This window comes from Streptomyces sp. NPDC053673 (genome assembly GCF_055585225.1).
This window is the reverse complement of sequence record NZ_JBVJKN010000034.1, coordinates 39,344-58,989: the sequence shown is the minus strand read 5'-3', so window position 1 is coordinate 58,989 and position 19,646 is coordinate 39,344. Positions and strand designations below refer to the sequence as shown.

The 19,646-nt window shown below is 70.1% G+C and carries 20 protein-coding genes; 3 read left to right on the top strand and 17 right to left on the bottom strand.

Annotation, left to right across the window (positions count from 1 at the left end; genetic code table 11):
• Positions 1-271 precede the first annotated feature (271 nt).
• Together ACZ6ZQ_RS32285 and ACZ6ZQ_RS32280 are read left to right on the top strand one after the other, a co-directional pair.
• Positions 272-1,027, top strand: a complete 756-nt coding sequence (locus ACZ6ZQ_RS32285; protein WP_469772063.1) for a SigE family RNA polymerase sigma factor — start codon at positions 272-274, stop codon at positions 1,025-1,027.
• Positions 1,024-2,316: a hypothetical protein gene (locus ACZ6ZQ_RS32280; protein WP_469772062.1), complete on the top strand. Its 1,293-nt coding sequence runs from the start codon at positions 1,024-1,026 to the stop codon at positions 2,314-2,316. Before ACZ6ZQ_RS32285 ends, ACZ6ZQ_RS32280 begins: the two co-directional genes overlap by 4 nt.
• A 109-nt stretch (positions 2,317-2,425) precedes the next feature.
• Here ACZ6ZQ_RS32280 and ACZ6ZQ_RS32275 read toward each other — a convergent pair whose 3' ends face one another.
• Both ACZ6ZQ_RS32275 and ACZ6ZQ_RS32270 read right to left on the bottom strand, forming a co-directional pair.
• Positions 2,426-3,175: an SURF1 family protein gene (locus ACZ6ZQ_RS32275; protein WP_469772061.1), complete on the bottom strand. Its 750-nt coding sequence runs from the start codon at positions 3,173-3,175 to the stop codon at positions 2,426-2,428.
• Positions 3,176-3,353: 178 nt separating this feature from the next.
• Entirely contained in the window at positions 3,354-5,171 is a 1,818-nt protein-coding gene (locus ACZ6ZQ_RS32270) for a S9 family peptidase (protein ID WP_469772060.1), read from the bottom strand.
• A gap of 118 nt (positions 5,172-5,289) precedes the next feature.
• Between ACZ6ZQ_RS32270 and ACZ6ZQ_RS32265 the strand changes: the two genes are divergently transcribed.
• Positions 5,290-5,664 carry a nuclear transport factor 2 family protein gene (locus ACZ6ZQ_RS32265; protein WP_469772059.1) on the top strand — a complete coding sequence of 125 codons (375 nt, stop codon included), beginning with the start codon at positions 5,290-5,292 and terminating at the stop codon, positions 5,662-5,664.
• 87 nt (positions 5,665-5,751) lie between these two features.
• On the opposite strand, the gene ACZ6ZQ_RS32260 is transcribed toward ACZ6ZQ_RS32265, so the two are convergent.
• From ACZ6ZQ_RS32260 to ACZ6ZQ_RS32190, 15 genes are all read right to left on the bottom strand, one after another.
• A complete protein-coding gene (locus ACZ6ZQ_RS32260) occupies positions 5,752-6,435 on the bottom strand; it encodes an HAD family hydrolase (RefSeq protein ID WP_469772074.1) in 684 nt (227 codons plus the stop codon).
• Between the two features lie 98 nt (positions 6,436-6,533).
• Complete coding sequence (locus ACZ6ZQ_RS32255; RefSeq protein ID WP_469772058.1) at positions 6,534-6,767, bottom strand: hypothetical protein; 234 nt, start codon at positions 6,765-6,767, stop codon at positions 6,534-6,536.
• Positions 6,764-7,420 (bottom strand): MOSC domain-containing protein, encoded by a 657-nt coding sequence (locus ACZ6ZQ_RS32250; protein ID WP_469772057.1) that lies wholly within the window; start codon positions 7,418-7,420, stop codon positions 6,764-6,766. The genes ACZ6ZQ_RS32255 and ACZ6ZQ_RS32250 overlap by 4 nt, the downstream gene beginning before the upstream one ends.
• Positions 7,417-7,551, bottom strand: a complete 135-nt coding sequence (locus ACZ6ZQ_RS32245; protein WP_469772056.1) for a hypothetical protein — start codon at positions 7,549-7,551, stop codon at positions 7,417-7,419. The genes ACZ6ZQ_RS32250 and ACZ6ZQ_RS32245 overlap by 4 nt, the downstream gene beginning before the upstream one ends.
• A 387-nt stretch (positions 7,552-7,938) precedes the next feature.
• Entirely contained in the window at positions 7,939-8,178 is a 240-nt protein-coding gene (locus ACZ6ZQ_RS32240; RefSeq protein WP_469772055.1) for a hypothetical protein, read from the bottom strand.
• 11 nt (positions 8,179-8,189) lie between these two features.
• Positions 8,190-9,509, bottom strand: a complete 1,320-nt coding sequence (locus ACZ6ZQ_RS32235; protein ID WP_469772054.1) for a WhiB family transcriptional regulator — start codon at positions 9,507-9,509, stop codon at positions 8,190-8,192.
• Between the two features lie 283 nt (positions 9,510-9,792).
• The gene (locus ACZ6ZQ_RS32230) at positions 9,793-10,404 is read right to left on the bottom strand and encodes a hypothetical protein (protein WP_469772053.1); all 612 of its coding nucleotides are present in this window, start codon (positions 10,402-10,404) and stop codon (positions 9,793-9,795) included.
• Positions 10,401-11,591 (bottom strand): hypothetical protein, encoded by a 1,191-nt coding sequence (locus ACZ6ZQ_RS32225; RefSeq protein ID WP_469772052.1) that lies wholly within the window; start codon positions 11,589-11,591, stop codon positions 10,401-10,403. The genes ACZ6ZQ_RS32230 and ACZ6ZQ_RS32225 overlap by 4 nt, the downstream gene beginning before the upstream one ends.
• Positions 11,588-12,211, bottom strand: coding sequence for a hypothetical protein (locus ACZ6ZQ_RS32220; RefSeq protein ID WP_469772051.1), 624 nt, complete (start codon positions 12,209-12,211; stop codon positions 11,588-11,590). The genes ACZ6ZQ_RS32225 and ACZ6ZQ_RS32220 overlap by 4 nt, the downstream gene beginning before the upstream one ends.
• A 37-nt stretch (positions 12,212-12,248) precedes the next feature.
• The gene (locus ACZ6ZQ_RS32215; RefSeq protein ID WP_469772050.1) at positions 12,249-12,881 is read right to left on the bottom strand and encodes a hypothetical protein; all 633 of its coding nucleotides are present in this window, start codon (positions 12,879-12,881) and stop codon (positions 12,249-12,251) included.
• A gap of 12 nt (positions 12,882-12,893) precedes the next feature.
• Positions 12,894-15,089 (bottom strand): hypothetical protein, encoded by a 2,196-nt coding sequence (locus ACZ6ZQ_RS32210; protein ID WP_469772049.1) that lies wholly within the window; start codon positions 15,087-15,089, stop codon positions 12,894-12,896.
• 52 nt (positions 15,090-15,141) lie between these two features.
• Positions 15,142-15,657, bottom strand: coding sequence for a hypothetical protein (locus ACZ6ZQ_RS32205; protein ID WP_469772048.1), 516 nt, complete (start codon positions 15,655-15,657; stop codon positions 15,142-15,144).
• A 55-nt stretch (positions 15,658-15,712) separates the two neighbouring features.
• Positions 15,713-18,685, bottom strand: coding sequence for an ATP-binding protein (locus ACZ6ZQ_RS32200; protein ID WP_469772047.1), 2,973 nt, complete (start codon positions 18,683-18,685; stop codon positions 15,713-15,715).
• Positions 18,686-18,692: 7 nt separating this feature from the next.
• A complete protein-coding gene (locus ACZ6ZQ_RS32195) occupies positions 18,693-19,211 on the bottom strand; it encodes a hypothetical protein (RefSeq protein WP_469772046.1) in 519 nt (172 codons plus the stop codon).
• A gap of 156 nt (positions 19,212-19,367) precedes the next feature.
• Positions 19,368-19,634, bottom strand: coding sequence for a hypothetical protein (locus ACZ6ZQ_RS32190; RefSeq protein WP_469772045.1), 267 nt, complete (start codon positions 19,632-19,634; stop codon positions 19,368-19,370).
• Positions 19,635-19,646 lie beyond the last annotated feature (12 nt).

Sequence of the window (19,646 nt, the reverse complement as noted above, 5' to 3'; positions counted from 1 at the left end):
TTGTCATAGATCTTTATAGGATCTGTGAACACCCTGTGAGCAAGTCCCTGGTATGGACCGCTTGAACTGGGGTGATGGCATGTTCGACGATGATTTCCCGCCATTGTGCAACCGGTTACTGGGCGGGAAGCGTCTTTGCGGTCGCCCCTTCACGGTGCCGCGACAAATGGGGCATTGGGGAAGAGCTGGTGCGCATGAGGGCATACGGTGCATCGTCAAAAGCGGTGGTGTGCGCGTACAACCCTGACGGGGGGAAGCGTGTCCAACAGGCGTGGCAGAGGTACTCGACATCACAGCGGTGGTCCCGGTCCGGGGTACGGGCATGCTCCCGACCCGGGGCGCCGGCGTGCTCCCGGCGCGGAGCGCGGGCTTCGTCCCGGTCCGCGGTGCTTCCGTGCGCCCGCTCCGGCCGTCCCGCCCTTCCCGTGCCTCCGGGCGTCCCGTCGGCGGGATGCCGGTGATCGCTCCCATGCCCGCAGCGCGCCCAGGCCGCGTTCCGTCGCAGCGTGAGGGCGCTGACGACACCATGGCAGCGGGGACCACTGTCGATCATCTCACCGAGACCTATCGCGCCCACTACCGGTCGCTGCTCGGACTCGCGGCGCTGCTGCTCGACGACACCGCGTCCTGCGAGGACGTCGTCCAGGAGGCCTTCATCCGCGTCCACTCGGCGCGCAACCGCGTCCGTGACCCGGAGAAGACCCTCGCCTACCTCCGGCAGACGGTCGTCAATCTGTCGCGGTCCGCGCTGCGCCGCCGGATCCTCGGGCTGAAGCTGCTCTCCAAGCCGATGCCGGACATGGCGAGCGCCGAGGAGGGTGCGTACGACCAGCTGGAGCGGGACGCGCTGATCAAGGCGATGCGCGGGCTCCAGCGGCGCCAGCGCGAGGTGCTCGTGCTCCGCTACTTCGCGGACATGACGGAGGCTCAGGTCGCCGAGACGCTGGGCATATCGCTGGGCTCGGTGAAGGCGTACGGCTCGCGGGGCATCGCGGCGCTGCGTGTCGCCATGGGGGCGACGGCATGAGCAGGCACGAACACGGGCAAGAGCACGGACCGGGGCGCGAGCCGGACGACGTCGCCTCCGGCGATACGTACGACGAGAAGCACACCACTGAGCTGTACGGGCCGGACGGGCCGTTGGACGACCGGACTGGAAACGGAATTGTGAACGACGGGCCGCGGAACGGAATGGACGATTACGGGCCAGGAGGTGAGACACCCCGCACCGCCGGTCCCGGCGGTCCGGACGCCCTCTTCGCGAAGGTGCTGGGGCGGGACTCCCTGGCTCCGGGAGACCTTGATCGGGGGGATCTGGGGCAGGAGGACCTCGGTCAGGAGGAGCTGGCCCTGCGGCGGATGCTCCACAGCGCCGTCGGGGACCTCGCGCCGACCGAAGGCGCCCTCGACCATCTGCGCCGGGCGGTGCCCGCGCGCCGCGCCCGCAAGCGCCAGGCCCTCGTCGGGCTGGCGGCCTCGGTGATCCTTCTCGGCACCGCGGTCCCGGCGTTCGTCCACGTCGCGAACTCCGGAGGCCTCTCCGACGACCAGACCATCAACGCCGGCCACGGTGAGCAGGCCCAGGGCGGCACCGGCACCGAGGAGGGCGAGGACGGCGGGGAGCAGGTGAACGGCAGCTCCCCGGGGGAGCAGCCCAGCACCCCCGGCGCACCCGACCCGTCGGTGAAGCCGCAGTCGCCGGGCACCGGCACCACGGGCGGCTCTACGGGCGGCACGGCCAACCCGACGGGCAGCGCCGACGCCTCGACGCCCACCTGCGCAGCCACTCAGCTCGCAGGCTCGGCACAGACGGGCGCACCTGATCCGGAGGGCAAGGTGTACGGCACGTTCCGCATCGCCAACGTCTCCGGCACCGACTGTGCGGTCAACGGGGCCGGTGCGGTCGCCTTCCAGGCCGTGGGCGCGGCCGACCCGGCCAAGATCAATGTGGTGACTCACACGACGGGCGACGCCGCGAGCGGACTGCCCGATCCGTCCCAGGAGTCCAGCACGGTGGTCCTCAAGCCGGAGACGGCGTACGAGGTGAAGTTCGCCTTCGTCCCCTCGGAGACCTGCCCCACGAGCGGCGCCTCACCCGACCCCTCGCCTTCGGACGGCGGCTCGTCGGGCACGACCGACGGCACGACAGCGGCCGGCACCGAACCCCAGCTCGTCAGCGACGACGGCGGTACCACGGCGGACGGCAGCATCACGGTGACCCACACCCCCGAGCCGGGCGGCCCGAACGCCGAGACAACGATCCCGAAGGCCTGCGCGGGCACGATCTACCGCACCGGCGCCCTGCCCGCGTCCTAGTGCGGACCTGGAGACCCGCGGGGCCGCTGGGCCGCCGGCGGGACTGCCTCGCCCTGACCCTGGGACCCCGAACACCGGACCCCGGACCCGGACCCCGGAACGCCGTGCGTTACGCCGGGTCGAGGCCGAGCGCCGCGTCCTTCGCGGCCTCCGCCTCGCGCCGCACGAAGCGGAACCACATGAACAGCACGAAGCCCGCGAAGGCGAACCACTCCAGCGTGTAGCCGAGATTCTGGAACGCCTTGAGGTCGAGCCCGCTGCCCTGCGGCACTGCGGCCGGAACCGGCCGCAGCCCGTCCGACGCGGTGGTGAGCGTGATCCAGGCGTCGTACACGTCGTCCGGCACCAGGTTGACCAACGACGCCGCGCTGATCATGCCGAGCTGGCCGCTCGGCAGCCCGCCTCCGGTGTGCACACCGTCGGTGCCCTGCGTCTCGGAGGCCTGCAGTGCACCGGTGACGGTGACCTCACCGGCGGGCGCCGCCGGGGCCTTCGCCCCGGCGGGCAGCCAGCCCCGTACGACCGGCAGAGCCTTGCCGCCGTCGGTGCGCAGAAGCGTCAGCACGTACGACCCGCGCCTACCGTCCAGCTCCCGGTCCGGTACGAGGAACTGCTCCCCGTACCGCCCGCTGGCCGTCGCGTGCCGGCCCGAGGTGTTCTTGTCGACGGGCAGCAGCTCGTCTAGCGGTGCGACGGCCTGCTCGCCCGCCGCCGGGCGCTGCTCGGCGGCCTGGTGCGTGTCGACGCGGTCCTCGAACCGGCCGAGCTGCCAGGTCCCCATGAAGATGCAGAAGGGGATCGCCAGCACGACGAAGAGATTGATCCCCCACCAGCGGGGCGTCAGCAGGAACCGGTACACCCCTCCACGGTACGGAACGCCCGCTTTCCCCCCTCTCCCGGGTCCGGTCCTGGCCCCGTCGGCGTCCAGGGCCTGGTCCAGGTCCCCGTCACCGTCCAGGGTCTGGTCCAGGTCCCCGTCCGCGTCCAGGGCCTGGTCCCTGTTCCGCCGCTGCTGCTGATGCCCGGCCGTGCCCTGCCTACTTCAGATGCCTCTCGGCAAAGGCCAGCTCGAGCCGCACCTGCTTGATCCGCTCCTCCACCACCAGCGAGCCGTGGCCCGCGTCGTACCGGTACACCTCGTGGACGGCGCCACGGGCCGCGAGGCGGTCCACATAGTTCTCGACCTGGCGGATGGGGCAGCGCGGGTCGTTGACGCCGGCCGAGATGTAGACCGGCGCCCGCACCGCGTCCACGTACGTCAGCGGCGACGACGCCTCGAACCGCTCCGGGACCTCCTCCGGCGTACCGCCCAGCAGTGTGCGGTCCATCGCCTTCAGGGCCTCCATCTCGTCGTGGTACGCCGTCACGTAGTCCGCGACCGGCACCGCGGCCAGGCCGAGCGCCCATGCGTCGGGCTGTGTGCCGAGCCCGAGAAGCGTCAGATAGCCGCCCCACGAGCCGCCCGCCAGGATCAGCTTCGCCGGGTCGGCGAGGCCGGAGGACACCGACCACTCACGGACCGCCGCGATGTCCTCCAGCTCGATCAGCCCGACCCGGTGCTTGAGGGCGTCCGTCCACTCCCGCCCGTATCCGGTCGATCCCCGGTAGTTGACCCGCACCACCGCATAGCCGTGGTCCACCCAGGCCGCCGGCCCGGCCGCGAACGCATCGCTGTCGTGCCAGGTCGGGCCGCCGTGGATCTCGAAGACCGTCGGGAACGGCCCTTCTCCCTCCGGCCGCTGCACCAGTGCGTGGATACGGCCCCCGGGCCCGTCCACCCACACGTCCTCGACCCGGACCGATCCGGGGGCCGTCAGCCCCGGCGGGTCCAGCACCTCGCGGCCCGCTGTGGAGCGGACCTTCGGCGGGTGCGCGGCGGACGACCACAGGTACTCCACCGTCCCGTCCGGCCGGGCCGTGGCGCCCGAGACCGTACCCGCGGGGGTCTCCACCCGGGACAGCTCGCGCGTCGCCGGGTCGAAGCGCCACAGCTCGCTGCGTGCCTCGAAGCTGTGCGCGATCAGCAGGGCCGAGCCGTCCGGATACCACTCGGCACTCACATCGCCCGGAAGCTCGATCGCCAGGTCGGTCTCCTCGCCGGACGCCACGTCCCACAGCATCGGCTCCCAGCGGCCCCGCCGCTGGTGGCCCACGAGCAGCCGGGTGTCCCCGTCCACCGGCGCGAAGCCGAGCACCTCCAGGCCCAGCTCCACCGAGCCGCCCTTGGTGTCGTCCAGTTCGGACACCTTCGTGCCGTCCAGCCGTACGACACGCAGTGCCGAGTGCATCGCGTCGCCGTGCTCGGTGTGCTCGATCGCGATCAGCGTCCCGTCGTGCGAGAGATCGCCGACCCCGGCCGACTCCCGGTGCCGGTAGATCTCGACCGGGTCCGACCCGGAACGTACGACATGGATCGTCGTACCTTCCTCGTCCGTGGAGCGGCCCACCACGGCCGTGCCGTCCCGGCCAAGGGCCAGCCCCGCCCCGTACGAGGCGTCGAGGCCGGGCGCCGCCGGCTCGTCCGCCCCGCCGCCGAAGGGCTGTCGCATCCAGACCCCGAACTCGTCCCCGTCCTTGTCCGAGAACCACCAGATCCACTCGCCGTCGGGCGTCAGTATCCCGTCCGTCGTCCCGTTCGGCCGGTCGGTCACCTGGCGCTGCTCGCCGGTCGCGCGGTCCCATGCGTACAGCTCGTAGGTCCCCGTCGCGTTCGACACGAAGAGCGAGCGGTGCGGCGCGTCCTCCGCCCAGTCGGGCAGCGAGACGCGGGGCGCGCGAAACCGCTGCTCCCAGGCCGGCGTGGCCGTCGGCGCATCCGCAGGGTTCGACGCCGTGGATTCGGTGATCTCAGTCATGCCCACCATTCTGCGCCGCTCCGCCCACAATCCGTTCGCGTCGTCCGCAGCCTGTGGATAACCGGCGGCGAAGCAGGTCACGGTCTGAGTGTCAGTGGCGGGATGCACACTCCCCCGTATGACAGCACTGCGCAAGACAGTTGAGACGTACTGGTCCTCGGCGGAGGCCCGCGACTGGCAGGCCTTCGCAGCGACTCTCGCCGAGGACGTGGTCTACGACCTGCCGCAGACCCGTGAGCGGATCCGCGGCAGGGAGACCTATGTCCGGTTCAACCAGGAGTATCCGGGCGACTGGCACGTCCGCGTCCAGCGCGTCGTCGCCGACGAGGAGGGGGCCGTGACCTGGATACATGTCACGGCCGGCCTCGAGGAGATGCACGCGATCAACTTCTTCACGGCCGACGCGGAGGGCCGGATCAGCACCGTGACCGACTTCTGGCCCGAGCCGTACGAGCCGCCGGCGGGACGCGAGCACCTGGTCGAGCGTTACTGAAGCGTGGCGCACGTTCGAGCCTGCCGCCGCGCGCCAGGGGAGGGCGGGGTGAAGTCCTCGGCCGCCGCGCCCAGCAGGTACTTGCGCTCAATCCCCTGCGGCATGGCCCGCCCTCTCCGTCCGGTGCGCCGAGAGCAGAGCCGGCAGTTCCCGCATGTCGGTGAAGACCACCGTCCCGGGACCCGTCAGCCACTCGGCCGGGGTCAGACCGCCCGCGTACCCGAAGCCGCGCATGCCGGCGGCCGCGGCGGCCTGGATGCCGAAGCGGCTGTCCTCGACGACCGCGCAGCGCGCCGGGTCAACGCCCAGGGAGCGGGCGGCGTGCAGGAAGAGGTCCGGGGCCGGCTTGCCGCGCTCGACCTCGTGGGCGCTGAAGATCCGGTTCTCGAAACGGTCGTACAGTCCGACCCGGCCCAGGGTGTGGCGCATCTTCTCGTGGCTGCCGCTGGAGGCGATGCACCGCTGCTGCGGCCCGAAACCGAGGACCTCCAGGCTGTCGAGGGCCTCCGCGATGCCGCTGACGGCCCTCAGGCCGATGTCCACCGCCCGCGCGTGTATCTCCCGGAAGCGCTCGTCCCAGATCCGCGCGGTGTCGGAGCCGACCCGCTCGGCGATCTGCTCGCCGATGGAGGTGGTGGAGCGGCCCACGAAGCGCTCCATGACCTCGGCCTCGGTCAGCGGCCAGCCCAGCTCGGCGCCGAGCGCGACATGCGTCCGTACGGCGATGGGCTCGCTGTCGACGAGCACGCCGTCGCAGTCGAAGATGACCAGTTCGACCGGCTCGGTCGCGTTCCCGGCCGCGTTCCCGTTCCCGGCTGCGTTCCCGTTCCCGTTCCCGATTCCGCTCCCGTTCTCGGCTGCGATCCCGGTCAACGGATGCAGCCCTGGCTGATCAGCAGCTGCCGGATCTCCTCGACCCGCTCCGCGCCCAGCCGGTGCTTGGCCTGGTCCTCCGGCCTCTCGGCCTTCTGGCCGTACTGCCACCACGCCTCGCCGGTGTCGCGTTTCATCGCGTCCATGAGACGGTGCAGGGCCGGCATGTCGCTCCAGTCCAGGGCGGCCGGCCAGGTCGGGTCGATCAGCGGCTGCGTGTCGGTCGTCATCGCGTCACACTCTCCGTCTCTTGTTGCGCGGCAAGCCACCGGCGGGCCTTTTCATGGTGTTTGGGGAGCATCTCGGGGGCAGCGAGGAAGCGCGGCAGCAGATGGCGCTCCGTGGTCAGGGCCCGCAGCATCAGCCCGATGGTGACGCCGTGGCCGGGGCGCCTGATGATCTCGACCGGGTCGCCCGCGCCGACGGTGCCCTCCTTGAGCACGCGGAGGTACGCGCCGGGCGCCCCGTGTGCGATGAAGCGCTTGACCAGGTCCGGTACGTCCCAGAAGCCGGCGAAGACGCGGCACGGCTTACGCGCCCTGATCACCTCGAACACGGCGTCCCCGATGGCCCATTGCTCGCCGACCTCGGCCCCGGTGATGTCGAGGCCGAGGGTGGAGAGGTTCTCGCCGAAGTTGCCGGGCTCGATTTCGCGCCCCAGTTCCCGCTCCCAGAAGACGGCGTCCTCGCGGGCGAAGGCGTAGACGGCCTTGTCCGGGCCGCCGTGCACCTTCAGGTTGGCGATCAGATCGCCCTCCAGGCCCCAGGTGCGGGCCGTCACGCGCTGGCCGACCGGGCGCTTGTCGATCCCGCTGCGGCCGACGTCCGTCCAGGAGCCGGTGCGCTCGACGCCGAGGCTGACGGTGGACAGTACGGCGGTCACGAGGCGACCCCGTCCCCGTGGCCCGGCCGCCGGGCCTCCGTGACGTTCGGCATGGTGGGCGCCTCGCGGATCCCGGCGCCGACCTCGGTCGGCCGGTCGACCGGCGGGCTGTCGGAGCGCAGCAGTCTCATGTGTCGTGTCCTTCCTGCCAATGGTCGGGCGTACGGGCCGTGGCCGGCGGTCGGCGGCCGGGCGAAGATGTCTGCGAGGATCCGCCTCGGCCGACCGCAACGGCGTGTTGAGAGCGGCGTGTTCGGTCGGCGGCCAGGTCAGGAGCCGCTTCTCGGCCGGGCAGCGGGCATGCGCGGCGTATCCGGTCTGCGGTGCGTACCGGCCGTCCCGGCCCTCCCGGCCGGATGAGTGCAGCCACGACATGTGGAAAGGCCGAAGAGAGAAGGCCGACGGGCATGGATCCGTCGCGCGACAACGCAAATGGACGGACGTCCGGCCGTACCGAAGAACCGCGGTATGGCGGAGGTCGGCCGGCTGGGCGCTCGGCTTCGGTGACCGGCGGGCGGTCAGTCCAGGGCTTCGGTGGCGCCGTCGGGGTGGATGAGGATGCGGATCGCACCGCCGTAACGGCCGTCCGTGATGACGGCCGGTGTCGGGGCTCCGAGCTGCTGGGCGCGCTGCTGGAGGATCGCGATGACGACTTCCTGGATGTCGCCGTAGGGCGGCGCCGTGACGGGGACCCCGTCGATCAGGCCCGCGTTGGGGGAGAAGATGCGGACATCGGCGGCCGGGTGGCTGGGATGCAAGGCAGTGCCCTTCAGGAGTGCGCGGCGATGGCGTCGGTGGACTGGGCGGCCACGGTGTAGGTGCCGCGGGACACACGCCGCAGACGGCCCGACTTGACCATGGCTGAGAGGGCGTTGCTGACCGACTTCGCCGAATCCTGGTACGAACCCGGGGGCAGCGCCAGCAGGATGTCACGACCGGTGAAGGGGCCGGGAAAGGAAGCCACCGCCAGCTCCACCGCCCTGCGCAGACTCGGCGCGGTCCAGGAAGCGAGCGGGATCACGCTCCCGGCGGAGGTGCCGGGCGCGGCGGGCCGGGGATGCGCTTCGGACCGGAAGCGCGCGTCGGTCCGGGGGAGCGGGTCGGTCCGGGGATGCGGGTCGGTCCGGGGGTGCGCGTCGTGCTGCGGGGCGTCGTGGCCGCAGAAGTGGTCCTCGTGAAGCGGCGCGATGGCGTCGTACTGCTCCAGCTGCGATCCGAGATCGCGCAGTGCCGCGTGCACCGCCTCGAGTTCAGGGCCGTGCGGAACGGTGTGGCCCGGGGCCGCGACGAGCACCGCCGTGATCGCCTCGATACGGCCGAGTGACTCGGCGAGGCGTCGCACCAGGGGCTCGAAGATGTCCTGGCGCAGGGCGGCGAGGGGGTCACTGGTCGCGAGCTCGACGCTGACGGATCCGGTGAGTCCGTGGTCCGCCGGACGGCGCGGGGTGTCGTCGCCGGTCTTCGCACGCCATGACTCGAGGCAGCGGCGTGCCTCCCGGAAGGCTTCGAGCAGCTGGGAGGTCAGCCCGGCGGAGGGCGCGTGCGCCATCATCCCGGCGAGCTGCTCGGTGATCTCGAGGGTGGGAAGCGTGGAGTGCACCAGCGGGCCGAGGACGGCCTTCTGTATGGCGAGGGCCGGATCTTCGAGCGAGAAAGTTATTCGTTCGCCTGCCGGGGCCGCCATTGATACCTCGTGTGTGTTGTCGTGCTGCTGACCGCGTGCCGCGACGCGGTGTGCTGTGGATTCCCGGGGGTGCTGCGGTTGCCGTCCGGGCCGGTCCCTCCGGCGCTCCTGCTGGGCATCGAACGCGTCGAGTACGGCGTCGAATCCGACCGTGCGGTGCCCGGAGTCAGGCGGCAACCCCAGGTCTCCCTGGGCGTTGCCGATTCCGAGCCGCCGGCGGATCCGGCGACGGTCCTCCTGGGTGGTGGCGGCGGCATAGCCACCCGGATCGGACTGGGTGACGGAGTCCCGCAGGCACTCCGCCCAGAGCGGGCAGGAGGAGCAGAGCTGCCGGGCCGCGTGTACGAGAGCCTGGAGTCGTCGCGTCTGGATGGGGAGGCCCGTGGTGCCGGCCGGCGGGTTCACGAGGAGCGGGTGGCGGAAAATGTCGGGCCGCCGTCGGCAGGGCAAAGGCGTGGACGCGGGCGCGGACCTGGGCGCGGACCTGGGCGTGGACCTGGGCGTGGACCTGATGGTTGGCCGTATGAGTGCAGGTAGCGCCCTATGGGCTGTTGTGACCATAAACGTGATCCCCCGATTTGATCTATGACCCGCGGGGACTCTAGAACAAGCCAATTGGCGACCGCAAAGTTGTCTCGAACGCATCGCCCTGCATGCGCCCGTCGGATGCTGACCACTCATCAGGGTGCTAGCCGTCCGAATCGGCGGCCGGAAGAGATCGTCGCCCGGGCCGGCTCATCCCGCGCATACGCTTCCGTACTGCGGCGATGCCGCCCCCGCGGGCCGCCAGCACCGCGACCACGCCCAGGAACCCGAGGGGAACGGACGCCGAGGGAAGGACTGTTCCCACGCCGGCGATCGTGACGAGAACCACGTCGGCGATGACCACGGTGACGCCCCGGCGGCCCGGGTGCTCCTTGCCCATCCAGGCCCCGAGGAGGGCCATCCCGGAGAGCGCCCAGTAGCCGAACACGGCCTGCCCGCTGAGGAGTCCGCTCGCGGTGCCCCGGGCGATGTCACCCGCGGCCGCCAGGCCGCCGGTGACCGCGGCGGTGACGGTCGTCGACACGAGCCCGAGCAGCAACTGCCCACGACGACGGAGCAGCCAGCCGGTCACGGCGAGGGCCAGCACTGTGCAGACCGCGATGAACGAGGACATGCCGGCCGACGCGAGTACGAAGAGCGTGTAGGCGAGGGCCAGCCCGAAGACGATGCGGGGGAGCAGTCGTACGGCCCAGGTGTCGCTGCTGTCCTGGCGCAGGAGGCGTCGTAGAGGGGTGAGGGCGGAGCGGGAACTCATGGGCCCTCCATTCCATTTCCGGCGGCACGGGAAGCGAGCCCGGTGTCGACACCGGGGGGCTCGGTCGTCGTCGAGGAAGGGCCGGAGGAGCCGGGTTTGATGCGGGTGGGCCGGGGGGTGAAACCCATCTGCCAGAGGGGCGGCGGGACGGGGCTGGCCGTGGCGGCGGCGGGAGCGGGCGCTTGGACGGCGGGGGCTTCGGCTTCCGCTCCGGTTTCGGCAGCAGCTTCGGCTTCTGTTGCGGCTTCGGCTTCGGTTGCGACTTCCGTGGTGGCTTCTGTTGCAGCTTCAGTGGTCTTCGAGCCGACGGCCGCTGCCTCCTGCTGCGGCGCCTCCTGCTGTGCTGCCTCCTTCTGCGGCGCCTCCTTCTGGGGGGTCGCGCCCGCCATGACCTTGCTGAGCATCTCCTTGCGGACCTCTGGTTCGCAGGTCGCATAGACCGCGGGGTCGAGGTAGCGAGCGAGGCTCGGATTGTCGAACTGGGCGACGGCGCGAACGGCGTTCGTGCCGATCTCGTCGCGCGAAGTCTCGGGCCACCACTGAGGTGGTTCGAAGGCGAAGTGGATGTTCTCCAGGCCGACGTGCGGATTGGCCTGGAGGGCGGGGCTTTCCACGTTGTGGAGGATGGAGCGGGTGTGGCCGCTCTCGGCGAAGACGACCACTTGCCCCTTGGCTGCCTCGGCGTAGGTCTTGGAGAGGCCGGCCCAACACTTCCTGGCGAACTCGCCGTCGACATCGATCCGGGGATCATCCCGACTGAGCAAAAGGGTGACCTCAGATTGCCAGAGGTACATCGCGTTCAGGCGACGGCCTGCTGCAGTGGTTTCGAGGGTTTGCGCTGAACCGGGACGCTCATTGTTCTGCAGCTGGGCCCACGCCTCCGCGACATAGCGGTTGTCGAGGAAGTTCTTGCCCTCGTGATTCTTCGGAGCCTCCGGATGGTCAGCACCGAACGACCAGAAGGCACTGGTCGGAGCGGTTCCTTCAGGCGGCGTGACGCCTTCGCTCTGCTGGACGAAGTCCAGCAGATAGTCATGGACGCTCTTGTTCTCAGCTCGAGCCTCTGCCCTCAGCCGTCGGACGATCTTCTTCGCGTTGGCCCTGGCCTCTTTTACTTTCGCGGCCTCTTCGTTGGCCAGCTGAAGTGCTAGTGCCTCGACGTTCTCCGGTATCGGCGCTGCGCTCACAGTTGTCCGCTCTCCAAGGGCGCCGGATAGAACTTCAGATCCAAGGTCGCGCCACTCGGTTCCTCCGTGCCGGCCGCGTCGAGTCCGAGGCCGAGATCCAGGAGTGCCAATGGCCGGTCGGCAGAGCCCGGCATCCAATAGGCCAGTCGGTACGGGTCCTGGTCCTCGATGCGCTCCTCTGCATCCGGAATCCGGTAGCCGCCGAGCTTTTCGGGAAAGTCCTCGCTCGCCCAGGTCCCCTCCCAGGTGGGTTCGCCGAGGACGGAGCATGCGGCGGTCAGGTACTGCGGCCAGACGTGGGCCGCTCGTTCCCGCACGAGTACGTTGTCGGCACCGGCCTCAGCCCAGGCCCCCCACTGCTGCTGGACCACGGACACGACGGGAGCCCAGTTGCCTCCGCGAGGAAAGAGGGTGAGTTTTCCCTCGGAGTCGGTCCGCACGCTCAGCACCCGCTCGAAACTCGTCGGCACCCAGTTGAACTGCGCACACCACATGTCCAGGCCCTGCCCCGGATACGGCGGACCGTTCCAGACGGTCTCCCAGTCCACGTCGGCCAGCCCACGCAGCTCGGCAATCAACTGCTGCGGGCTGCGGCTCTCCCGTTCCAGCTTCAGACCCATGTCGTTCCCGTCTCTTCCGTCTCTTCGATCTCGCACGTCACAGCAGCCAGCCAGGACCCTCGGACGCGTTCGGGTCCGCCTGGCCGTTGCAGGTGAGAGAGATCGTCGCACCGCCCGGCCCCCAGCCCGGCGCCGTACCCGCCGCAAGGCCCGCGCTGAGTTCGAAGACCGGGGCGGCCGGGGTGCGGAAGGTCCAGCGGGCGAACCGGTGCGGGGTTTGGTGCTCGTGGCGCCGCTTGGCGTCGTCCCGTTGGCCTGACGTGCGCGTTTCGGGGAAGTCGGGCGCGTCCCAGGCGCCGTGCCAGTCAGGGGGACCGAGGATCTCGCGGAGGGCCGCCAGGTGTGCTCCGAAACGGTCGGCGGCCGCCGTCATCAGCGACGGGTTCTCGTCGGCGTGGTCGGCACGGACCTGCCACGCCGTGTACGAGACGCCGGTCACCGGGCGGCCGGGACGGACCGATGCCAGGTGCAGACGGCCGCCCTGACGTGTGCGGACCCAGAGGCCCGACTGGAACCACAGGGGCTGCCAGCCGAACCCCTCGCACCAGTAACCGCGCTTGGTCTCGTCTGCTGGGACCCCGGCCCACACGGTGGGCCAGTCCAGGTCGAGCAGCGCGTTCAGCTCGGCGGCGAGTTCCGCCGGGCTGTGGTCGGTGATGAGGCTTGCCATGACAGGTGCCTTCTATCGGGGCATGCGGTGGTCGGGGCGGGGCGGCTGTGCCTGCGGCGGCTGCGGCTGCGGCGGGACCTGGGCGGGCGGCTGCGGGGCGCGCGGGGCGCCGGACTGCGGCGCGGGAGCGGCAGGCGCGGCCGGGGCCTGGCCTGCGCCCTGGGGCTTCTCGTAGGCCGCGGGGGCGCTGACCCGGCCGCTGCGGCGCGGACGCGGGGCCTCGGCCACGGGCGGCGCGGAAGCGGCTTCCTGCTGGCCCTGGCCCTGGTCCTGGTTCTGCTGCTTTTCGTACGCGTTCTGCTGGGCGGACCGGGCCCGGTACGCGCCCTTGCGCTGCTGGCGCTTGGAGTTGTTCATGGGCAGCCATCCGCCCTTCTGCAGCCGGCCCCCGAGCACCGCCCCGTCCACACCCCGGCCGACGCGCGCGGCGGCGTTCCCGGCCACACGCCCCGTGGCGCGCGCGGTGCCCGGCGCCTTGTCGGCCACCTTGCCGCTGACCGTGTTGGCCATGTCTCGCACGCCCAGCGCGTCCTGCGCGCCCGCGATCTGCGGGCTGAAGTTTCCGGCGAGCAGCTTCTTCAGCATCATCACGACGGCGACGGTGACCAGCAGGAGCAGCAGGAGCTGCATACCCAGGGCGATCTTCGCGGGCAGGATCATCTGGTACAGCACGAGCAGCACGGTGAGGATGACACCGAAGCCCGCACGCAGTACGAAGCTGTGGATGAAGGTCTCCAGCCAGCCCTTGAGCAGCTTCTGCTGGGACGGGTGGATGCCCAGCGTGGCGACGAGCGGCAGCAGGATGATCAGGATCAGCGTCACGGCGTGCCACAGGAGGGTGAGCGCGCTGAGGACGATGACCATCAGGCCGACGATGAGCGCGGCGACCAGGGAGTAGAAGGCGAGGCCGACGCGGCTCCCGGCGTTCTTGCCCGCCCAGTCGTTGAATGCGACCGGGTAGATGCTCTTGTCAGGGGCTTTCTCGCCGACGGCGATGTCCTTCCTGACGCTTTGCCAATCGTTGTCGAACTTGTTGAACTCCTTGTTCTCTTCCTTCTCGGCCTGGATGTCCTTGTTGGTCATGGACTGGGCCACCACCTGGCGGGCCCGCAGGTCCTCGCAGCGAGCTCCCTTGCCCCAGCTGCACTCGGTGCCGGCGCTCTTCGGCCGGCATGCACCGTCCTCGATCCGGCCGCCTTCGTTCTTCTTGAAGATGCAGTTCGTGCCGCCCTCGCCGAACTGGCCGAGCGCCCACGGCCGGAACGCCAGCGTGTCGTACATGGCACAACTGGAAATGCGCAGACCCCGGTTGTACGCGCCCTCCGGCAGGTCGCAAGGAGACTGCATCTGCCCCGAGACACCGCTGAGGACCGCCTCGGACAGGGCGGAGTTGACCTGGGCGATACCGGAGTCCGCCTGGTCGATGACCTTGTCGTAGTTTCCGCCCGTCAGAAGGGCCACGACGGCGATGGTCGTCAGAGAGGCCCAGCCGACACCGGACCAGACCTCACGCATCTCGCCCTTGCGCCACTTGGTGAAGACCCAGAGGCCGGTGAGCGCGATCATGACGGGGACGGCCGGAATGAAGACGTTCTGCTTCAGCGTCTTCACCACGCTGTCGCGACCGGCGTACAGCCCGCTGAGCGGACTCGGGTTGGAGGCGGACTCCTTGATGGAGATGGCCGTACGGGTCAGGATCTTGGTGCCGTTGAAGACCATGTCGGCGACGCCGTTGTTGACGTAGTCCATGATCTCGCAGTCGTCGGCGCCGCTGCCGAAGTCGCCGTTGTCCTCCGACGCGTCACCTTTGCCCTTGAAGGTCATGGACCAGTTCATGCCGCGCATGCCGTTGAGTTCGTACAACGTGTACTGATCGGCGCTCTTCGGCATCTTGACCGCACCGGTGACCATGCCGGTGGTGTCGTTCAGGTTCTTGGCACGGTCCTCCTTGCCCTCCCACTGATTCACCGCGGGCATGAGGGACTCGCCGTTGGAACCCGGCGTGTCCATCTGGTAGCTGTCGTCGCCGGTGAAGTCGCAGGCGAAGTCCGCGTGTGCCGTGCCGGGGGCGGCAAGTGTCAGCGCGAGCAGCGCGAGGATCAGGAACACACCGGCCCTGGCGGCCCGGCCGGCGCGCTTCACCCGGTCGCGGAGCGACGAGGCATCGTTGAGAGCACCGCCTGACTTGGCGCTACGGCGCACGAACATCGGCCTTCCTTCTGTAGTTCCGCGACACGGGGCATGGGAGAGGGGCTGCGCGCTACGAGGGGAAGTAGTCGGTCAGGACACAGCCCTCGGCCAGTCCTGCGTGCTTCTGGTAGCCGCTGGGGACCTCGAAGTCGCGCTTGCAGGACAGGAAGAGAAGCCCGCTCGGCTTGAGTGCCGTCACGGTCTCGTCGTTCTCGGGAACGATCGCGAAGTTCTGACCGACCAGGGCTTTGCGCCCCTTGCCGGCAGCGGCCGCCTTGCTGTTCGCCGCCTGGAACTTCGCCATGTCGGAGATGGCGATCAGAGTGATCCTGTCGTTGTCACCGTCTTCGCAGGTGGCGCGTTCCTTGATGGCCCAGTTGGGGTCTTTGGCCACATCGTCCATGGCGCCTTCCTCCGGGCCGGCCATCTCGAGTTCATTGCACTGGGAGTACTGGTTGATCAGTTTCTCGATGGACGCCATATCGTCCGCCGCCGGGAGCCCGAGATCCTCCATCGGGTCGCTGCTGCAGCCACTGAGCGCAGCGAGCGCGACAAGGGCGGCACCGGCTGTGAGGGTCCTGGACATGCGCATGAGAGTTCCTTCGTTACGAGGGAGAAAGGAAAGGGGGGCCGGCCCACGCTCAGGCCACAGCCGTCGGCGCCGACTCCCGCTCCGGCTCCGGGTCCGCCTCCTGCAGGAAGGTCCAGTCCCACACGCTGAGCGGCGGGTTGGTCCCCTGACGAGCAGGCCGCGTCGTGCCGTTGGTGTCCGTCGCGGCGAGGATCTCCTTGAAGACCAGGTCGACGGCGACGGTGCCGACCCGCTTGTCGGCGTCCCGCTGGAGGCAGACACCGGTACGGAGCTCCTGGAGGGCCGAGATGACCTTGGCGTCGTTCTCGGGGCGTCCGAGCAGCGGCGCGACCAGGGAGGCCTCCTGGGCGGACTTCTGCTTGAAGGCGAACACGGTGTGGATCTGGTTCGCGCCGCCGCTGCGGGCCTCGGAGTCCTCGATCTGGACGAGGTCGATGGCCTGCTGGGTGATCAGGACGGTGACGGCGAGGTAGGAGCGGCCCTGCTTGAGCGCGCGGCGCATCAGGTCGCGGCCGCTCTCGGTCGCGGTGACGACGTAGGCCTCGTCGACGAACAGAGCCTTCGGCCGCAGCCCGATCTCGCCCGTCACCGGGTTCTTCTCGTAGCCGACGTCGAGCATCTGGCTGCCCAGCTCCACGACCGCCATCAGCGCGGTGGCGGCGAGGCGCTCGGCGGGGTTCCAGTTGCGCGGGTCGGAGGCGGCCGGGGACTGGAAGCCGCGCAGCGTGATGACCGTGCGGCGCTTGCGCATCGCGGACAGCGGTTGCGGGCGCTCGGCGAAGGCGAGCCGGGCATACGGCAGGGTCCGCAGCTCGGTCAGCAGCATCTGGGCGAGCTTGAGGTCCTTGGCGGCCTCGCGGTCACCCGAGGCCACCGCCTGGTCGTAGGCCCGTACGACCTCGTCGACGACCTGCCACAACGTCGGCCTGGGCACCCGCAGTTCGGCATCGCGCGCGCTCAGGCCCTGCTCGGTGGCCTGCCGGATCGCGGAGTTGTACCAGCCAACGATGGTCGCCATGGCCTCGATGACGGGCAGCCGCACCCGCTGGTAGTCCTCGTCGCCGAGGAAACCGCGCAGCATGGACTCGGCGAGCAGCCGACCCGCGGGCACGTCACGGGCGATCACCCACGGGTCGAGCACCCCGGCCTGGCCCTTGAGCAGGTCGACGACCTCGGTCTCGGCCCAGAACTCCGGGTTGACCGGCTGGAACCGGCTGTGCGCGGTGCCGAGGATGCCCGTCTCCGCGTCGTGCGCGAACTCCGGGTCGTTCACCTGGGAGCCGAAGGCCAGGTAGTAGCAGAGCTGGGCGAAGTCGGTCTTGGGGTCGATGACCAGGCAGCGCACGCCCGACTCCGACTCCTCGTAGAACTTCTGCAGGGCGAGCGAGGACTTGCCACCGCCGGAAGCGCCGACGATGGCGAGGCCACCGCCGTCGTTGCGGGCGGGTCCGACGTGCAGGGAGTAGTGGACGGGCATCTTGCCGGCCCAGCCGACCAGATTGCCCACCCAGCCGAGCCGCTTGCCGGACCGCTGCTCGGGATTGTCGCCCAGCTCGGTGCCCGCCGTGGGCAGCCCGGCGCCGAGCTGCTCGACCTCCTGCAGGCGCAGGTACGGCGCGATGGGCAGCTTGGGCGCGTTGCCCGGCAGCTGGGACTGGAGCAGCCGCCACTGCTGGCGGGTCGGCCGCAGCAGGGTGACCTTCAGATCCTGCTTGAACTGCATCTCGAGGATGCGGCGGCGGCGCTCCAGCTCGGCGACGTCGGGGGCGGAGATGGTGAAGCGGATCTGCGCCTCCATGCCCGGCATCTTGTGCTCCTCGACGTCGTCGAGGAGGTGCTTGGCACGGGTGACCTGGCTGGCGAGCTTGGTGTCGGGCGAGCGGCCGGAGTTGGCCATGTCGTTCATCTCGTCGACGAGGTTGCCGCTGATCTTCCCCGCCCGGTCCTTGAACTTCAGGTACGGGATCAGGGTGAACCGCATGTCGATCTCGACGGGGAACTCGACGTTCTGCGCGGCGTAGCGGGCCCAGGCGGAGGACTGGCGGAAGCGGGTCTCCGTGGGCCAGCTGGCGGCCACCAGCGTCGTCGTGTAGCTGGTGTGCTGCTCGCCGGTGACCTCGTCGTACTGGTGCAGCACGATGTGCGTCTTGCGGTTCTCGCCGGAGAAGTCGACCACCAGGTCGAACTGGTCCGGGCCCCAGGAGCGGGAGCCGAGCACCGGCTCGGGCGGCACCGGCAGATCGCCGTGCAGGGGCTTGCGGATCAGCCAGACCAGTTCCTCGCGGGTCAGCGGAGCACCGCCGAGACCGTCAAGGCTTTCGTGGACCTCGCGGGCGACCTGGGTCCACTGGGCCAGCACGGCCGGCGACAGGTACTCGCCGTGGACGCCGGTCGCGCTCGCGGCCGCCTTGTCGGCGACGCCGCTCATGCCGCGGGCCAGGCCCGGCTCGTCGAACGGGTCGTCACCGCCGGGCAGCACCCCGTCGTCACCCGAGCCGCGCTTCAGCGAACCCAGCTTGACCAGCAGGATGTTGCGTTCACGCATCGCTCCGATGCGCTCCTGGTACTCGGCCTTGCGGAGGTTGTACGCCTTGTAGTTCTCGGTCGGGTCCCAGGCGACGGCGTTGAGCTGCTCGGCCCAGTCGGTGGCGGTGATCGGCCGGTACACCTTGCGGTAGTGGCATTCGACGTTGCGGTCGCCGCGGGCGAGGTTGAGCAGCGCGCGGGCCGGGCCCTCGGCCATCGTCTGCAGTTCCGTGGCGTTGAGGTACTCGTCGATGGCGGTGGGCAGGGCGATACCGGTCCACACCGAGTCGCCGTGCACGAAGATCATGTCGTCGGCGTAGCGGTAGGGGAGCCGCATGTCCTCGCGGCGGGCGGACCGGTCCTGGTTCCCGGAGCCGCCCGAGCCCCGCGAACCACCGGAACCCTGGTTTCCCTTGGCGCCCTTGGAGTTGGCGGCCATGAGCATGGCGATCACGAAGAAGGCGACCGCCCCGCCCAGGAGGATCAGCAAGAACATGGAGGAGTCATCCTGCGGTCTCGGAGTGTGCGGTCGGGGATTGCGCGGCGTACGAGGAGCCGTGCCGGGCGGCTTCGGCGGCCGCGTCGTCGTAACGCTGCTGCCAGCGCGGCGAACCCGGCTGCCAGAGGATGACCTGCCAGTGCAGTTCCTCGGGTTCACGGTCGGCGGCCAGCCCCTGCAGGCGCTTGGGCTGGAACCAGAAGTCGGCCCAGACCACCAGCTGCTGGCTGAGGGTGAGGGCGGAGGGCAGCGGCCGGCCCCAGACGAAGTAGACGGCGACGGGCGGCCCGATGTAGAGGACCGACGTCATCATCGACAGGCCCAGGAAGGGCACGAAGGCGGAGAGCGAGAGCATCGCCACCAGCCACAGCACACCGAAGCCGAAGGCGGCTCCCAGGGCGGGCAGCAGCAGGCCGGGGAGCGGGATGTTGCCCCAGTTCCAGATGCGCTTGGGCCGGTTGAGCAGATCCGTGTGGTCGTAGGCGACCATCGGCTCCGGTTCGTCCGGTGATTCCAGTGCCACCAGTCACTCCCCCTCTCCTGTGTGTTTACGGCTGCGCGTTGCGGGACCGGCGTTACGAGCTACGAGCTATGAGCCACGGGCTACGAATTACCGGGTATGGGCTGCGGGTCACGGGCGCGGGCCACCGGCTACGGCCGGCCGTGCCCGTAACCGGGCTCAGCCCTTGCCGCCGCCGCCGATCTGGCCGCCGAGGTCGATGAGCACGCCGGCCAGACCGGTCGCGCCACCGATGATCAGGGCGGCGAGCGCGATCATGCCGAAGCCCTGGAACGCCTCGCGCATGCCGTCACCGCGCTTCATCGACAGCAGCATCCGGATGCCGAGGATGAGCAGGGCGATCACCGCGACCATGGTCCCGGCGCTGCGGAGGATGTCCTGGATCTCGCCGAACATGCCTTCGAGGGAGGTTGCTGCAAGGTACACGTCGTGCGTCCT

Coding starts and splice junctions, on each gene's coding strand:
- ACZ6ZQ_RS32265 (WP_469772059.1), top strand. CDS start 5,290: ATGACAGCACTGCGCAAGACAGTTGAGACGTACTGGTCCTCGGCGGAG.
- ACZ6ZQ_RS32230 (WP_469772053.1), bottom strand. CDS start 10,404: ATGAGTTCCCGCTCCGCCCTCACCCCTCTACGACGCCTCCTGCGCCAG.
- ACZ6ZQ_RS32215 (WP_469772050.1), bottom strand. CDS start 12,881: ATGGCAAGCCTCATCACCGACCACAGCCCGGCGGAACTCGCCGCCGAG.
- ACZ6ZQ_RS32255 (WP_469772058.1), bottom strand. CDS start 6,767: ATGACGACCGACACGCAGCCGCTGATCGACCCGACCTGGCCGGCCGCC.
- ACZ6ZQ_RS32200 (WP_469772047.1), bottom strand. CDS start 18,685: ATGTTCTTGCTGATCCTCCTGGGCGGGGCGGTCGCCTTCTTCGTGATC.
- ACZ6ZQ_RS32245 (WP_469772056.1), bottom strand. CDS start 7,551: ATGAGACTGCTGCGCTCCGACAGCCCGCCGGTCGACCGGCCGACCGAG.
- ACZ6ZQ_RS32220 (WP_469772051.1), bottom strand. CDS start 12,211: ATGGGTCTGAAGCTGGAACGGGAGAGCCGCAGCCCGCAGCAGTTGATT.
- ACZ6ZQ_RS32270 (WP_469772060.1), bottom strand. CDS start 5,171: ATGACTGAGATCACCGAATCCACGGCGTCGAACCCTGCGGATGCGCCG.
- ACZ6ZQ_RS32205 (WP_469772048.1), bottom strand. CDS start 15,657: ATGTCCAGGACCCTCACAGCCGGTGCCGCCCTTGTCGCGCTCGCTGCG.
- ACZ6ZQ_RS32280 (WP_469772062.1), top strand. CDS start 1,024: ATGAGCAGGCACGAACACGGGCAAGAGCACGGACCGGGGCGCGAGCCG.
- ACZ6ZQ_RS32210 (WP_469772049.1), bottom strand. CDS start 15,089: ATGTTCGTGCGCCGTAGCGCCAAGTCAGGCGGTGCTCTCAACGATGCC.